A 15,111-nucleotide genomic window follows, 5' to 3' on the forward strand; every position below is an offset into this window, starting at 1 on the left:
ATCCCGCGCGATGCTGTATCGCCGGTCCGGCTTGCTGCAGGTTTGGCCGTGGTTGGAATGCTGTCCCTCCCTCGGTGCTAGAGGTTTTTCACGTAACCGGCGTCGATCAGGAGCCGGTTGAAGCGTCGGGCCTCGGCGCCGCCCTTGCAAGCATAGAACACGCCCTTGCAGCGCAGCATGATGCTCTTCTGCTCCGAAAAGGAGGGATCGAGCGGGATGCCGGCGGCCTCCTGGACCACCAGCGGCAGATAGGCCGCGTCGACGGTTTCCATCACCGCAGGGCTCTTGACCGGTTCGAAGTTGATGGCGTCGATCGCATAATAGGTCGTGAAATAGCGTGGATCGTAACTCTCGAATTTCTTGCCGGCGGCGGTCTCGTCAATCCCGGGATCGAGAACATGCGACGAGAATTCGGGTTGATGGTCGCCATAGCGCACGATCAGGAACGGCTGCGCCGGGAATTTCTTCTTCAAGCCGGCGACGAACGCCGCGTAATCGTTGGCGCTCATGGTCTGCCGGCGCACATATTCATCGACCACCGGCGCGTTGCCGGGCTTCGACCAGGATGGCGTCAGGTCGGCACGAAACGGCGTCTCCCACGGGAAATGATTGGCGGCGAGATAGACGAAAATAAATTGCGGGTTCAAAGCTGCGTTCTGGGACAGAAGGTTCAGCGCCTTGTCATAGAAGAAGCTGTCGGGCTCGATGCCCTTGGCGCCGAGATCGCGCGCATCGTAGAATTTCTGGATGCCGGTGGTGGTGTGGAAGCCGCGTGCGCTCATGAACGCGCCGTGGGCGGGATAGAGCGAGGTCGTGCTGTAACCGCAGCGGCGCAGCGCGAGCGGCAGGCCGCGCTCGACGCGGCCCGCTGCGATACGGGTCACGAAGTAGGAAAACCGGCCGAACGAGCGCGACGAAAGCCCGGCCAGCACATTGTATTCGGTGAACCAGCTCGCTCCGCCGCTGCTTTCGGCCACGAACTTGCGCGCCTTGCCGTCGAAGGAGTCGAAATGGCTGCCGTAGCCCGCCGGCACCTTGACGCCCTGCGCCTGGCGAATGTCGAAGCTCGACTCATCATGGACCATGATGATGTGCGGCCGCCGCCCCGCCGGGGCGCATGAATCAACCAGCGGCAGCTTGAGGCGACCGGCGGCGACGGCGTCGGACTCCATGAAGCCGTAGTTGACGAAATCCGAGACCGCGGTAACGCCGGAACGGGCGAATTTGGACAGATAGCCGTCGGGATAGTAGCCGCGCCAGGCCTCGTCCGGCCAGGCAAAGGCGTATCCGGTGAGCGCGGCGAGGCAGGCGAGCATCCCCGCCAGCGCCGGCAACCGGCGGATCCGGAACGGATCGAGCCACCACAGCGCATACATCAGCGGGATCGTCACAAGGCCCGCCGAGATTACCGACCAGCGCAGGTTCGGAAAGATCGTAAACAGGAAAGCCGCACTGTCGCGATCGATCACCATCAGATCGACGAAGTTCGCGGTCATCTGCACGACGCCGTGCTTGAACTGCGACAGCAGAACCAGCGCCACGACCAGCGTCAGCGACAGCGCGCCCGATAGCGCGGGCCGGCGCAGCAGCGCGATGAACAGCAAGTTCAGGATACCCCAGGACAGTGCGAAACACAGGCGCGAGCCGAAATCGGCCTCGGTCTGCAGCATGATCGCCAGCGCAGCCATATGCGGCGCGGCGACGGCCAACAGCCGCCATATGCCGATCGCGGCAATGCCGGCGGTAACCGCAGCGGTGGCAGAGGGACCTGGGTTTGGCGCGGGCGCCATGGGCGGGACGCAACACTACCCGGCGCAATGCAAATGCCTTGGCTGGCGACGGCCAGGAGACGCACGACGCAGCCGGAACCTGGTCGTGTCACGAAAACGTAGTGTAAACGTCATGAACAGGCAATGAAATTGCCGTTGCAACGCAAAGCTTTAGTGAATCCGGCTGACGCTGGCCTACGCCGCTAACTTCCGGCCAGCCGTTCGCGCACCCTACCAAAGGCGAAGGACCGTCGCGGGCGGAACTTGATTTTAGTGACTTTCTTGGTCAGGTATCAGACAGACAAGTGTTTTCGGTCGGCGGTATTTTTTTGGCATGCTGAGGACCAGAGCTGATCCAGAGCTGCTGCCCATCCACCGTCCGCGCTGTCCTGACTGCAAAACGCGGATGGCGACGGTTGCCGTGTCGGCGGGACCGGAAGGTTTCGAGCATCGAAATTATCAATGCCCGAAATGCGCCCATGCCGAAACCAGGATCGAGGCGATCGACCCGCTGGATACGACTGCCGTCGATGGGACAGCTCTCGAGCCGGGACGATTGCCCCCGCAGGAAACCGCGCCAGGGCCCGTCCTCGACGATCCGACCAAAACCCAGCACTAGCCGAAGCGTTAGATCCATGGCCCGACCGATCAAGAACCCCCGCCCCAAGCTCGATCTCGAAACCGAAGCGCTGGCCGCGCTCGAGGCAGCCCGCACCATGGCTCCCGGCCCGGAGCGCACCGAAGCGATGAAACGCGCCGGCATTCTGCAGAACGCCGTGGACATGCAGGGCATGCTGTTTGCGGAGCGGGGTCGGCCGCCGAAGACCTGAGCCGAGCCAGACCGTCGGCCACGGAAAACGTCAGCCCGTTCCGAGGAAAAACAGGATCGCGAAGAATATCGAGACGGCGATCACGATAGTCCACGCAGAGGCGCCCGCGACCCGGATCGCGATCTCCGTCAGGCTCAGGTCTTCGTCAAACCGGCGGCCGGACATTGGTCGTCAACCGCACGACGGCTTCCGATTTCAGCGGGTCGACAACCGTCCTGGTCTCGACCGCGTTGCATTTCGGGCATTCGAAAGTCCGCTCCTCCGACCCGTCAGGTAGAGGCGCTAATCGGGCCAGCATCATCCGGGTGAGGCACCTGCCGCAGCGCGGCCGTTCGATCGAGGAAAGGGGGACGTCCGGCATTTTGGACATGATCCTTCCTTCATGCATATCTCGCCGGCTGGTTTGACCGGGCCCTGCTCGTCGCGGCGCGCCAAACGGCATCCTGCAAAATGGAGGTTCGTGAGCCCGTTGTAAGCCTGTCGGATCGTTCGCCGAATGAGTTCCGGCGTCTGTCCGCTACCCGACATAGTGGGATTATTTTCTTGCTATGTCCGGTAGTTGACGTACCGTCCGGCAATTATCGGGTATCCCGCGAAGGCACCGATAGCTGAGAGTAGTTCGCGCTCCCGCCTGTCAGCAGGAACGCATTTCATGAACAATCAATTGCTCAGCCTTTTCCCGCCGTCCGACATGAAACTTCTCGGTCCGCATTTGAAGGCCGCGCAATTCGACCAGCACCGGGTGCTGTTCGAGGCGGACCAGCGAATCCGCCACGTCTACTTTCCAACCAGCGCCGTGGTGTCGCTCGTGATCACACTGTCGACCGGCGAAATGGTCGAAGCGGCCATGATCGGCAAGGACGGTGTCGTAGGTGCTTCCGCAGCGCTTGACGGGAAGATAGCGGTGAGCCGCGGCATCATTCAGCTCAGCGGCGAAATCGTCGTATGCGACATCGAAGCCCTGAAATCAGTCGCAATACAAAGCCCGAAACTGCTTGCCCTGCTCATGCGGCACGAACAAACGGTCTACGCCCAGGCCCAGCAATCCGCGGCATGTTTTGCCACGCACCAGGTGGAAGCGCGGTTCTGCCGCTGGTTGCTGCGCGCGAGAGATTTGTCCGATAGTGATTACCTGCCGTTCACGCAGGAATATCTCGGAGAGATGCTGGGTGTCAGACGAACGAGTGTGACCGCGGTGGCCAGGACATTGCAGGAGACGGGGCTGATCAAATATGCCCGCGGCAAGATCCAGATCGTGGATGCAGAAGCGCTGAAGGCGAGTGCCTGCGAATGCTACGGTTCGGTCAAGACGCATTATGAAAGGCTGATTGGACCTCTCAAGAAGTAGCCGGCAGGCTGATGCGGTGCGGCTGCAGCTCTATTGGTTGCATGGCTTCAGCGTCTTGACGGCGGTTTCCGCCTCGGCTCGCGTTTTGTAGATCGTGTCGCTGGCCACCGTGATGTTGGGTGTATCGGTGCGAGAGGTCTTGTCGACCACCGTGCAGGTCTTCGTCAGCGAGTTCAGCACGATGTAGAATGCGGGGACGTTTCCCGCAGGCTGGGCGAGACCGGCACCGTTCAGGGTCAGCACGAAGATCGCGCAGAACAGGCTTCGTTTCATGGCAGTCTCCGTTAGCCGCTTCCGAGGCGAACAAGGCTCAGGACGAGCACCAGCAGGATCGCGCCGATAAGCCCGCCAAAGAAGATCCACTTTCTGAGCGGCGTATTGAGGATCACCTCGGCGCCCCGCGCCTTGTCTTTTGGCGGTGGTGCGGGTTGCGCAGGACCTTCTCTGACCACGGGCGTCCTCCCGGTTCAGGATGCAGTCTTTGAATTGTGCAGCAGCGAACGGTGGCGGAACGCCTTGCCGCGCTTGTCAACGCGCGGCGAGATTGCCGGTTCCGGCTTCGCGGGTTACGCGCAGCGGAATGCTCCTCAAACGCATCAAGCGGATTTGCTGGGAACTTTGGCGATCCCTTCGATGAAGAGATCGAGGATACCTTCCGCGGTTCGCTCGGCGTCAGCGCCGGCGACGCCCCAGCGCGGAAAATGACCGTCGATATTCATCCGGGCGAAGCCATAGACCAGCGCCCGGCCGGCGATCTGCACCTGTTTCAGGTCCGCCGGGCACAATTGCCCCTCTGCAAACGCCTCCGCCAGCGTGCGCTCGGTAAGGTCGATCAATTCGGCATTGTCCTGCGAGACGCCGGCCGCCTTGTCGTGATCAAAAAAGCGGCGGCTGGAAATGATCTCGAAATGGGTCGGGTTCTTCATCGCCCAGCGCAGGTAAGCGAGCCCCAGGCAGCGGAACCGGCCCAACGGATTGCCAGCCGGTGCCTCGGCCAGCGCCGCTTCGATCTCGGCCCGGAACCTGCGCTGCGCCTCCACGGCGACCGCATTCATCAGGGCGTTGCGGCTGGGAAAATGCCGGAACGGCGCCCCCGGCGACACCCCGGCGCGGCGGGCAGCCTCGCGGACACTGACCGCGTCAGGACCGCCCTCGCCGACCAGTTGCAGCGCCGCGTCGATCAGGACCCGGCGGAGATCGCCATGATGATAGGGCTTTGGCGCCGGCGCGGGCGCCGTACGGCGGCGCGGCTTGGCCGGCAGTTTGGCGGACGGAGGCTTGGCCGAGGAACGCATCGTCCCTCCTAACATCACCCCCTTGTGAATGTAAGCATCGATTACACGGATTGACGATGCGTGACGCGCATATGTAACTGGTGATTACATCATTTACATGCAGGGGAGCGCGCGATGTCGGAAAGCCGTCAAAACTGGTTCGAAGGCTGGCGGCTGTTTGCCGTGCTGGCGCTGACCCTGCTCGCGCTTAGCGTCTGGATCGCCGGCATGCGGCAATTCGAGGTCGATGGCGTGCGCATGGTGATCCGCTTCACGGCGCGGACCTCGCTGCTGTTCTTCTGTCTCGCCTTCAGCGCCGCCGCGCTGGCGCGGCTCTGGCCCAACGCCTGGACGCGATGGCAGCGCCGCAACCGCCGTTACCTCGGCGTGACCTTCGCGGCCTCGCATGGCATTCATGCGATTGCGATCGCCGCCTTCGCAATGATGGATCCCGCGGGCTATGCGGCCGCGACCTCGCTTGCCTCCTACATTTTCGGCGGCATCGGCTATGCCGTCATCATCGCGATGACGGCAACGTCATTCGACCGGTCAGCCAAGGCCCTCGGCGCGAGCGCCTGGCGCAGGCTGCATCTGATCGGCGGCTATTATCTGCTGTTTCAGTTCACGGTCTCGTTCGGCAAGCGAATTCCCGACATGCCGCTATACGCGCTGTTCCTGATCCCGCTGCTGGCGGTTTTCGCCTTGCGGATGATCAGCATGGCCGCGGCGCGAACGCCGCGCACGATGCAGGCGGGATGACAGCCAAAACGCCTGCGCGATTGTGCGGTAATATCAGATCAGATGAAACGTGCGGCCCAATCGGCGATGAATCGTGATCACGGCGCGATCCACGTCGCTGATCAGGCTGTCGCCGAGCGCGACACTCGGGATTTCCCAGTTGCGGCCGCCGCGGACGCCCGGCACCGCTTGAAGGCCGGTGATCCGCGCCGTTTCGCATCCCGGTTGATCGCCAAGCGCCTCGTTGACGAGTTCGGTCAGCTCCGCGTTGGTCTTGCCGATTGTTTCTGTCACCGCGTCGTCATGCCTGCGGCGTCAGGCCGAGGCGCCTGGCGATGATCTTGTCGACGGTACGCTTGGGCAGCAGCGCCGCCACCAGCACCTGAAGCGGATCGGGCACGATAGAATAGCGGACCTTGGGATTTGGCAGCGTCAGCGCGTCGAAGATCTTCGCGGCGATTTTCTCCGCGGGCAATCCGATCGAACCGAGTTGCAGCATGTATGCGCGGACCTTTTGCAGCGCCGGAAAGAACGGCGAGTTCTTGTAACCGGATATGTCGACTTCCTCGGCCTTGCTCCAGATCGGCGTTTTTACCGCGCCAGGCGCGATAATGATGACGTCGATCCCGAACAGCATCAATTCGCGGCGCAGGCTCTCCGACAGTCCCTCGATCGCGTGCTTGGAGGCGGCATAGGCCGACGTCATCGGGACGCCGTTCTTGCCCGATACCGAGGAGATCATGACGACGCGCCCCTTTGCTCCCTTCAGTGACGGATCGGCGCCGAGCAGCGGGCCGAACGCCTGCGTAGCGATAACCGGCCCGATCACATTGACCTCCATCTGGCGGCGGAATTCGTCCGCCGCGAGTTCGAGCACCGGACCCGCCACCGCGATGCCGGCATTGTTGACGAGGCCGGCGAGCGTTTCGCCGTTCAACTGGCTGCGCACTTCGCGCGCTGCGGCCAGCACCGCGGCCTCGTCGGTGACGTCGAACCGCAACGGCGTGAAATTGGCGCCGAACTCAACCCTGAGGCGGTCCGCGTCGGCCTGCTTGCGCACGCTGCCGAACACGCGAAAGCCACGATCGAGCAACAGTTTCGCGGCAGCCCAGCCGATGCCGGTGGATGCACCGGTGATGACGACGGATCTCATGATTGTCTTCCCCTCTTGAGGCGGGATTGATGTAATCCGGATCGAGAGAAGTGCAATGCGCGGCGGCGGCAGCCAAAATCCCCGTCACGACATCCCAGTCGCGACGGTGCGCTCCGTCGCCCGTTGTTGCGGGAGAGGCCTGAAGAACGCAGCCCGGCAGCCTTAACAGGATTCATCGTGAAAAAATCCTTAGCGCCGCGCGTCATGGACCACCTCCTCGGCAGCGGACCAGGCTTGATGGCCTGCAGTCGGAGCGCTTCGCGTTCAAGTTTTTTCCGCAACGGTTCAGAGAGGGTAGCTGGCCGTAAAATATCGGAAACGGCGCAAATTATGCGAATGTCGGCGGTTAGGCGCTGATCACGGCGCAATATAACGGCATGCAGCGTCGCGTGCGTGGTAAAGCAATCGGGAATGCAAAGCGGACAATGTTCTGCGGCGAATTCGCGACAATGGTTGCGAATTTCGCAATTGCCTGTTTTCAGTGCTGCCGTTCCGCATTTCTACGGGCTTTCGCCTTAACGCTCGCGAAAGACCGCGTTCGCCATTGTGCGTGCTGAAGTTGAAACAACAAACAGGCCGCCACAATGGCGCAACAGCCGGCTCACTCGATTATCGCCGAACTCGAAGATGCCGTAAGGGGTGGATCGCCAGCCCGGCGCGTCGAAACCCTGCGTCAGGTCACTGATCTTTTCCTCAATGACGGCGAACGCCTCAGCGAAGACCAGGTCAAGGTGTTTGACGACGTGCTCTGCCTCTTGATCGCACGCGTCGAGACGCGGGCGAGAACCGAGCTCAGCAAGCGGCTGGCGCCGCTCGACTATGCGCCGTTCGAAGTCATCCAATATCTCGCATGGGACGACGAAATCGCGGTCGCCGGCGAGGTGCTCACCCATTCCAGCCGCATCAGCACCGAAGCGCTGGTCGAGATCGCCAGCAGCAAGGGCCAGGACCATCTGCTCGCGATTTCGGCGCGCGACAATTTGCCGGAGGCCGTCACCGACGTGATCGTCGATCGCGGCCAAACCAAGGTCATTCGCAGGCTCGCGAAAAACGCGACCGCACGGTTCTCCGAAGCCGGCTATTCCGGCATGGTGGCCCATTCCGAAGCTGACGACGAACTGGTCGAGATCCTCGGCCTGCGCCTCGATCTTCCCATCAAGTTCCTGCGCGACCTGCTGCGCCGCGCCAAGGACGCCGTTCGCGCCCGGCTGTTGGCCCTTGCGCCCCCTGCACTCCAGGAAGAGATCCGGCGAGTGATCGAAGACATCGTGCGCGAGGGACCTCCGTCCGGACGCGACTTCCGCGTGGCCGAAGAACTGGTCAGGCTGATGATGGAATTGAAAGAGCTGGACGACGCGGCGGTCTATGGTTTCGCCGAGAGCAAAAAGTTCGACGAGGTCATGGTCTCGCTCGCGGTCCTCAACGATGTGCCGGCCGAAATGATGGCCCGCCTGATCGAAGGGCCTCGCTCCGACCTCATCCTGATTCCCTGCCGGTCGGCCCGGCTGAACTGGCCGACGGTCGAGAGCATCCTGCGCAACCGCCCGGTGAAGCGCCGCATCGACGACCAGACCCTGGCTGTCGCCGAGCGGGACTACAAGCGACTGTCGATGGAGACCGCCCAGCGCACCGTGCGCTTCTGGCAACTTCACAACAGAATCGAGAAGTAGGCGCATGACGAGCAGGCGGGCGCTGCTTGCGCCTGATGGCTCAAGCGCGAAGAAATAAAAAAGGGCCGCGCGATGCGCGGCCCCGATTTCCATTTTGACCTTGAGACGCTTAGTTCTTGGTCTTGTCGACCAGCGCGCCCTTCTTGATCCACGGCATCATGTCGCGGAGCTTGGCGCCGACTTCCTCGATCGGATGCTCGGCGAGCTTGGCGCGGGTGGCCTTGAACGAGGTCTGGTTGACCTTGTTCTCCAGCATCCAGTCGCGGGCGAACTTGCCGCCCTGGATGTCGGCGAGCACGCGCTTCATCTCGGCCTTGGTCTCGGCAGTCACGATGCGCGGGCCGGTGACGTATTCGCCGTATTCGGCGGTGTTGGAGATCGAGTAGTTCATGTTGGCGATGCCGCCTTCATAGATCAGGTCGACGATCAGCTTCACTTCGTGCAGGCACTCGAAATAGGCCATCTCCGGCGCGTAGCCGGCTTCCACCAGCGTCTCGTAGCCGCCCTTGATCAGTTCGACCAGGCCGCCGCAGAGCACCACCTGCTCGCCGAACAAATCGGTCTCGCACTCTTCCTTGAACGTGGTCTCGATGATGCCGGCGCGGCCGCCGCCGATCGCCGACGCGTAGCTGAGGCCGAGGTCATGGGCATTGCCGGAAACGTCCTTTGAAATCGCGATCAGGCAGGGCACGCCGCCGCCGCGCTGATATTCCGAGCGCACGGTGTGGCCGGGGCCCTTCGGCGCGATCATCAGCACGTCGAGATCGGCGCGCGGGTCGAGCAGGTTGAAATGCACGTTGAGGCCGTGCGCGAACACCAGCGCCGCACCCTTCTTCATGTTGTCGTGCAGATGCTCGCGGTAGATGTCGCCCTGCAGTTCGTCGGGGGTGAGCATCATGACGAGGTCGGCCCATTTGGCGGCTTCGGCGACTTCCATCACCTTGAAGCCGGCGGCCTCCGCCTTCTTGGCCGAAGCCGAGCCCTTGCGCAGCGCAATGGCCACTTCCTTGACGCCGGAATCCTTCAGGTTCAGCGCGTGGGCGTGGCCCTGGCTGCCGTAGCCGACGATGACGACTTTCTTGCCCTTGATCAGGTTCAGGTCGGCATCACGATCGTAATAAACTCGCATAGTCGTTTCCTCATCGGTGGCCAGAATGGGCCGGTTAATCAGGCATTTGGGTTAAGATGGAGCGCCGGTCGCCCGCGAATTTCCGGCGTTGTCTAGAGCATTTTCCGCTTCAGGGGAAACCCGTTTCTGCATGGCGCGGTGCGGCATCATGCGTCCATGAAGACTGGGTAGAGCGAGGCCAGCAGCAGCACCGCCATCACGATATTGAAGGCCCGCACGGCCCTCGGCGAGGTCAGGACCGGCCGCAGCGCGCTGCCGAACAGGGCCCAGGCGGTGCAGGAAAGCACCCCCAGCAACAGGCTCAGGACGACCTGGATCGCGATGTTCCAGGGATAGGCCGCGATCGCCGCATAGGCTGTGATGGTGCCGATCACCATGACCCAGCCCTTGGCGTTGACCCATTGGAACATGGCCGCGCCCCAGAAGGTCATCGGCCCGCGGCGGTTGTCCTGGTCGGCCGAAACCGGCCCGGACATCGCGATCGCGGCGGCAAGATAGATCAGGTAAACGACGCCGGCATATTTCAGGATCGTCTGCAGCACCGGATAGGCGATGAAGATGGTGCCAAGGCCAAGTCCGACCGCGCCGACCATGAAGGCAAAGCCGACCGTGATCCCGGCGATGTGCGGGATGGTCGGGCGGAACCCGTAAGTCAGCCCCGAGGACAGCAGCATGATGTTGTTCGGCCCCGGCGTGAAGAACATCACGGTGGCGAACAGCACGAAGGCGATCAGCAGCGAATGTGACATGGTGTCCTCACGCGATCTTTGGCAGAACTGTTTTTGATGAGGTTTGCGAACGCGTCGCCGGCAGCATCACGGCGATGCAGACATCGGCCGGTTTCATTTTTTTCTAGCTCTGTTGGTGGTCCGGCTTCGGTTTGCGCAAAAGATAAGTGCCGTGCAGCGGCGCGTGGTAATCGACCGATTCCAGCGTGAAGCCGACATCGGTCAGCATGCGTTCGATCACCCAGCCAAAGGTCGAGTACTCGTCGCGCATATGGGTGACCACGCTCTCGCGCTCGAAATCGTGGTTCTTGATCGAGAAATCCGCCCACGCCTCGACGTCGCGATCGACGCCGTCGGGCATGCTGACAAAGACGATGTCGCGCAGGTAGAAATTCGCGCCGGGCTTCAGCGCGGCATGGATCCGCGCCAGCGCCACTGCTTTCCAGAAATCCGGCAGATGATGCAGCGTGAACTCGCTGACGATCAGGTCGTAGGAATTCGGCTGATAGGCGAAGCTCAGCATGCCCGCCGGCTGGGTGCGGACCGCGACCTTGCGGTCGCGCGCCTGGATGTTGGCGAGCGCCAGCATCGCCGGCGAGATGTCGATGGCGTCGACCTCGGCGCCCATCAGCGCCGCCTCGACCGCCAATACGCCGTTGCCGCAGCCGATATCGGCCACCCGCCAGCCGCGCTCGACGCCAAGCATCGTCAACGCCGCGCGGGCGCGGATGTCGCTGTCGTCATGCCGGTCGTAGATCGAGGCGACCGCGGAATCGAGCCCGAGTTGCCGCCGTTGATTGTAATACCAGTCGCGCGCCAGCATGGTTCACATCCCCTCAGGCCCGCGTCCGATCGCGGCAACGCCGGTGCGCGACACTTCGACAAGGCCGATCGGTCGCATCAGGTCGATGAATTGACTGACCTTGGCGGAATTGCCGGTGATCTCGAACACGAAGCTTTCGGTGGTGGCGTCGATCACGCGGGCGCGGAACGCGTCAGCCAGCCGCAGCGCCTCGACACGGTTGTCGCCGCCGCCGCGCACCTTCACCATGGCGAGCTCGCGCTCGATCGAGCGGCCGGTCAGCGTCATATCGACGACGCGATAGACCGGAACCATGCGGTCGAGCTGGTGCTTGATCTGCTCGATCACCATCGGCGTGCCCGTCGTGACGATGGTGATACGGGAGAGATGTTTCTGGCTCTCGGTCTCCGAGACGGTGAGGCTTTCGATGTTGTAGCCGCGGCCGGAGAACAGCCCGATCACGCGCGCGAGCACGCCCGGCTCGTTCTGCACGAGCACCGAGAGCGTGTGCGACTCGGTCGGATCGTGGCGCTCTTCGAGGAAATAGGCGGATGCGGGCTGGTTCATTGTCGTTCCCAAATCTTGGCTACGCCAGTGCCTTGGCGGCGGTGACATTTTCGTTGCGAGCGATCCATTTCCAGAACAGATCGAAATCGATATTGCCGCCGGACAGGATCAGCCCGACCCGCTTGCCGCGGAGCTTTGCCTTTTCCTGCAGGGCTGCGGCGAGCGCTGCGGCGCCGGCGCCCTCGGCGAGATTGTGGGTATCGGTCCAGTAGGCCCGCACCGCGTCGGCAATTTCGTCGTCGGTCACCTGCACGATGTGCGAGGCGCCCTTGCGAATGATCGCCAGCGCCTCGGCGTCGGGGACGCGGGTCGCCATGCCATCGGCCAGCGTGTTGCTGCTGTTGGTTTTCACCACGGTGCCGGCCGCAAACGACAGCGCATAGGACGGCGCCTCCGTCGACTGCACGCCGACGATTTCAGTCTTTAGCCCGAGCAGATCACGCGCCAGGATGCAGCCGCAGATGCCGGAGCCCTGCCCGATCGGCACATAGAGCACATCGATATCATGAGCAGCCCGCAGCAATTCCAGCGCATAGGTGGCAACGCCCATCACGAGATCGCGGTGGAACGACGGCACCAGTTCGAGGCCCTCGCGTTCGGCGTGACGCACGCATTCCTCGCGGGCCGACTGAAAATCCTCGCCATGCTCGATGAGGTTGGCGCCCAAGGCGCGCATCGACTGGTTTTTCTCGACCGAATTGCCATGCGGCACATAGATCGTTGCCGGCACGCCGAAACGGCGCGCGGCGAAAGCGAGACTCTGGCCGTGATTGCCGCGCGTCGCCGAGATAATTCCTGAGGTCTGCGCCCGCTCGCGCTGCAGCCGCTCGACATAGACCAGGCCGCCCCGCACCTTGAAGGCACCGATCGGGGTGTGGTTCTCATGCTTGACGACCACGTCAGCCCCGAGCCGCAGCGCCAGCAGCGGCCACGCATGCGCCGGCGTCGGCGGCATCGCTGCCCCGACGATCCTGTGCGCGTGCTCGAGTTGCCCCAGGTCAAACATCGCCGTCACACCAGCGCCTTGCCGCCGGCAAAGGCCGCCGCGGTCGCCTCGTCGGTCGCTTCCGCCGGCAACAGCATTTCATTGTGCGCCTTGCCGGACGGAATCATCGGGAAGCAATTTTCCAGCGCCGCGACGCGGCAATCGAACAGCACCGGGCGCTTGATCGAGATCATTTCCTTGAGCGCGCCGTCGAGATCGCCGGGCTTGATCGCCTGCAGGCCGACACAGCCGAACGCGTCCGCCAGCTTGACGAAATCCGGCAGCGCCTCCGAATAGGAATGCGACAGCCGGTTGCCGTGCAGCAGCTGCTGCCACTGCCGCACCATGCCCATATACTGGTTGTTCAGGATGAAGATCTTGATCGGCAGTTCAAACTGTACCGCCGTCGACATCTCCTGCATCGTCATCTGCACCGACGCATCGCCCGCGATATCGATCACGAGGCTGTCCCGGTGCGCGACCTGGACGCCGAGCGCGGCCGGCAGCCCGTAGCCCATGGTGCCGAGGCCGCCGGAGGTCATCCAGCGGTGCGGCTCCTCGAAGCCGAAGAACTGCGCCGCCCACATCTGGTGCTGACCGACTTCGGTCGTGATGTAGGTGTCGTGCCCGCGCGTCGCCTCGAACAGCCGCTCGATGGCGTATTGCGGCAGGATGACTTCGCTGTTCTTCCGGTAGGCGAGCGAATTGCGCGCCCGCCATACGGCGATCTCCTGCCACCACGCCTTGATATCAGGCTTTTTCGCTTCCGCCTTGAACACCTGCAACAGGTCGCCGAGCACGTTGCCGCAGTCGCCGATGATCGGCACGTCGACGTGGATGTTCTTGTTGATCGAGGACGGATCGATGTCGATGTGGATCTTCTTGGAGCCCGGCGAGAACGCGTCGGTGCGGCCGGTGATGCGGTCGTCGAAGCGCGCGCCGACGCACAGCATGACGTCGCAATCATGCATCGCCATGTTGGATTCATACGTACCGTGCATGCCGAGCATGCCGAGCCAGTTCTTGCCGGTCGCAGGATAGGCGCCGAGGCCCATCAGGGTCGAAGTGATCGGAAAGCCGGTGACTTCGACCAGTTCGCGCAGCAGTTTCGAGGCTTCGCGTCCGGAATTGATGACGCCGCCGCCGCTATAGATCACCGGGCGCTTTGCGCCGGCGAGCAACGCCACGGCTTTGCGGATCTGCGTCGCGTCGCCCTTGACCCGCGGCGTGTAGGAAACATGCACGTCGGACTTGCGCGGCGGATGATAGGTGCCGGTCGCGAACTGCACGTCCTTTGGCACGTCGACCACGACGGGGCCGGGACGGCCGGTCGTGGCGACGTAAAACGCCTCGTGCAGCACCTTGGCGAGATCGTTGACGTCGCGCACCAGCCAATTGTGCTTGGTGCAGGGCCGCGTGATCCCGACGGTGTCGCATTCCTGGAACGCGTCATTGCCGATCAAATGCGTCGGCACCTGCCCGGTAATGCAGACCAGCGGAATCGAATCCATCAGCGCGTCCGTCAGCGGCGTCACCATGTTGGTGGCGCCGGGGCCGGAGGTCACCAGCACGACGCCCGGCTTGCCGGTCGAGCGCGCATAGCCTTCGGCGGCGTGGCCGGCGCCCTGCTCGTGCCGCACCAGGATGTGCTCGACCTCGCTCTGCTGGAAGATCTCGTCATAGATCGGAAGCACCGCACCGCCGGGATAGCCGAACAAATGCTGGACGCCATGATCGATGAGCGCGCGCACGATCATCGCGGCACCGGTCATCTGGTTCGGATCGTGGCTCTTGTCGGTCATGACGTTTTCCTTGGCTTGCTCCGGATGCGCTGTGTCTGCGCAGCTTCGTCGGTTTGGATTCGGGAAATAAAAAAGGGCCCCAGAGGCCCTATGCACACCGCCTGCAATTGGATGGCCTCAGCCATCCCGGGCGGTGCGCCAGGGTACGACTACGATAAGGAGCTTGGTAATAATATTACGCATCGGACGGTCCAGACTTCCCGAAGATTACGCGGGTTATAGCGACCGAACCCCGGAAGTCAAGGGAAGGACGCGTTCAGCCCGATTAAGGCAGTGTAACGGGGTTCCGGCCGTTCGGCGAGTGCGAATTTGCTGT

18 protein-coding genes are annotated in these 15,111 nt (G+C 62.8%); 5 read left to right on the forward strand and 13 right to left on the reverse strand.

The genetic code is table 11. From position 1 onward, the window contains the following. Positions 1 to 77: 77 nt before the first annotated feature. Positions 78 to 1,790, reverse strand: coding sequence for a sulfatase-like hydrolase/transferase (locus ABIE49_RS10015; protein WP_192737964.1), 1,713 nt, complete (start codon positions 1,788 to 1,790; stop codon positions 78 to 80). Positions 1,791 to 2,175: 385 nt separating this feature from the next. Between ABIE49_RS10015 and ABIE49_RS10020 the strand changes: the two genes are divergently transcribed. Both ABIE49_RS10020 and ABIE49_RS10025 read left to right on the forward strand, forming a co-directional pair. Then, the gene (locus tag ABIE49_RS10020; RefSeq protein WP_192737965.1) at positions 2,176 to 2,388 is read left to right on the forward strand and encodes a hypothetical protein; all 213 of its coding nucleotides are present in this window, start codon (positions 2,176 to 2,178) and stop codon (positions 2,386 to 2,388) included. Positions 2,389 to 2,404: 16 nt separating this feature from the next. Next, positions 2,405 to 2,599 carry a hypothetical protein gene (locus tag ABIE49_RS10025; protein WP_192737966.1) on the forward strand — a complete coding sequence of 65 codons (195 nt, stop codon included), beginning with the start codon at positions 2,405 to 2,407 and terminating at the stop codon, positions 2,597 to 2,599. Positions 2,600 to 2,629: 30 nt separating this feature from the next. Here the strand turns inward: ABIE49_RS10025 and ABIE49_RS10030 are convergent, their stop codons facing one another. Continuing rightward, a complete protein-coding gene (locus tag ABIE49_RS10030) occupies positions 2,630 to 2,764 on the reverse strand; it encodes a hypothetical protein (RefSeq protein ID WP_354066737.1) in 135 nt (44 codons plus the stop codon). Positions 2,765 to 3,158: 394 nt separating this feature from the next. Here ABIE49_RS10030 and ABIE49_RS10035 point away from each other — a divergent pair, with 394 nt between their 5' ends. Beyond that, a complete protein-coding gene (locus ABIE49_RS10035; protein WP_354066738.1) occupies positions 3,159 to 3,947 on the forward strand; it encodes a Crp/Fnr family transcriptional regulator in 789 nt (262 codons plus the stop codon). 30 nt (positions 3,948 to 3,977) lie between these two features. On the opposite strand, the gene ABIE49_RS10040 is transcribed toward ABIE49_RS10035, so the two are convergent. The 3 genes from ABIE49_RS10040 to ABIE49_RS10050 all read right to left on the reverse strand — a co-directional run bounded on the left by ABIE49_RS10040 (position 3,978) and on the right by ABIE49_RS10050 (position 5,242). Further along, a complete protein-coding gene (locus tag ABIE49_RS10040; protein ID WP_192737967.1) occupies positions 3,978 to 4,220 on the reverse strand; it encodes a hypothetical protein in 243 nt (80 codons plus the stop codon). 11 nt (positions 4,221 to 4,231) lie between these two features. Next, entirely contained in the window at positions 4,232 to 4,399 is a 168-nt protein-coding gene (locus tag ABIE49_RS10045; protein WP_192737968.1) for a hypothetical protein, read from the reverse strand. 144 nt (positions 4,400 to 4,543) lie between these two features. Then, positions 4,544 to 5,242: a TetR/AcrR family transcriptional regulator gene (locus ABIE49_RS10050; protein ID WP_192737969.1), complete on the reverse strand. Its 699-nt coding sequence runs from the start codon at positions 5,240 to 5,242 to the stop codon at positions 4,544 to 4,546. A 114-nt stretch (positions 5,243 to 5,356) separates the two neighbouring features. Between ABIE49_RS10050 and ABIE49_RS10055 the strand changes: the two genes are divergently transcribed. Continuing rightward, the gene (locus ABIE49_RS10055) at positions 5,357 to 5,980 is read left to right on the forward strand and encodes a hypothetical protein (RefSeq protein ID WP_192737970.1); all 624 of its coding nucleotides are present in this window, start codon (positions 5,357 to 5,359) and stop codon (positions 5,978 to 5,980) included. A gap of 33 nt (positions 5,981 to 6,013) precedes the next feature. Here ABIE49_RS10055 and ABIE49_RS10060 read toward each other — a convergent pair whose 3' ends face one another. Next, the gene (locus ABIE49_RS10060) at positions 6,014 to 6,253 is read right to left on the reverse strand and encodes a hypothetical protein (protein WP_192737971.1); all 240 of its coding nucleotides are present in this window, start codon (positions 6,251 to 6,253) and stop codon (positions 6,014 to 6,016) included. Positions 6,254 to 6,260: 7 nt separating this feature from the next. Next, positions 6,261 to 7,112: an SDR family oxidoreductase gene (locus ABIE49_RS10065; RefSeq protein WP_192737972.1), complete on the reverse strand. Its 852-nt coding sequence runs from the start codon at positions 7,110 to 7,112 to the stop codon at positions 6,261 to 6,263. Between the two features lie 584 nt (positions 7,113 to 7,696). Here ABIE49_RS10065 and ABIE49_RS10070 point away from each other — a divergent pair. Continuing rightward, the gene (locus tag ABIE49_RS10070; RefSeq protein WP_192737973.1) at positions 7,697 to 8,782 is read left to right on the forward strand and encodes a DUF2336 domain-containing protein; all 1,086 of its coding nucleotides are present in this window, start codon (positions 7,697 to 7,699) and stop codon (positions 8,780 to 8,782) included. Between the two features lie 109 nt (positions 8,783 to 8,891). On the opposite strand, the gene ilvC is transcribed toward ABIE49_RS10070, so the two are convergent. From ilvC to ABIE49_RS10100, 6 genes are all read right to left on the reverse strand, one after another. Next, the gene (ilvC, locus tag ABIE49_RS10075) at positions 8,892 to 9,911 is read right to left on the reverse strand and encodes a ketol-acid reductoisomerase (RefSeq protein ID WP_192737974.1); all 1,020 of its coding nucleotides are present in this window, start codon (positions 9,909 to 9,911) and stop codon (positions 8,892 to 8,894) included. A 146-nt stretch (positions 9,912 to 10,057) separates the two neighbouring features. Further along, a complete protein-coding gene (locus ABIE49_RS10080) occupies positions 10,058 to 10,660 on the reverse strand; it encodes a LysE family translocator (protein ID WP_192737975.1) in 603 nt (200 codons plus the stop codon). Between the two features lie 103 nt (positions 10,661 to 10,763). Further along, on the reverse strand, positions 10,764 to 11,462 hold the full coding sequence (locus ABIE49_RS10085) for a class I SAM-dependent methyltransferase (protein ID WP_192737976.1): 699 nt from the start codon (positions 11,460 to 11,462) through the stop codon (positions 10,764 to 10,766). Positions 11,463 to 11,465: 3 nt separating this feature from the next. Beyond that, the gene (ilvN, locus tag ABIE49_RS10090) at positions 11,466 to 12,008 is read right to left on the reverse strand and encodes an acetolactate synthase small subunit (RefSeq protein ID WP_192737977.1); all 543 of its coding nucleotides are present in this window, start codon (positions 12,006 to 12,008) and stop codon (positions 11,466 to 11,468) included. A gap of 19 nt (positions 12,009 to 12,027) precedes the next feature. Continuing rightward, complete coding sequence (locus tag ABIE49_RS10095; RefSeq protein ID WP_192738139.1) at positions 12,028 to 13,014, reverse strand: threonine dehydratase; 987 nt, start codon at positions 13,012 to 13,014, stop codon at positions 12,028 to 12,030. Positions 13,015 to 13,019: 5 nt separating this feature from the next. Then, on the reverse strand, positions 13,020 to 14,795 hold the full coding sequence (locus ABIE49_RS10100) for an acetolactate synthase 3 large subunit (protein ID WP_192737978.1): 1,776 nt from the start codon (positions 14,793 to 14,795) through the stop codon (positions 13,020 to 13,022). Between the last annotated feature and the right edge of the window lie 316 nt (positions 14,796 to 15,111).

The organism is Bradyrhizobium sp. OAE829 (assembly GCF_040546575.1).
Classification (GTDB): Bacteria; Pseudomonadota; Alphaproteobacteria; order Rhizobiales; family Xanthobacteraceae; genus Bradyrhizobium.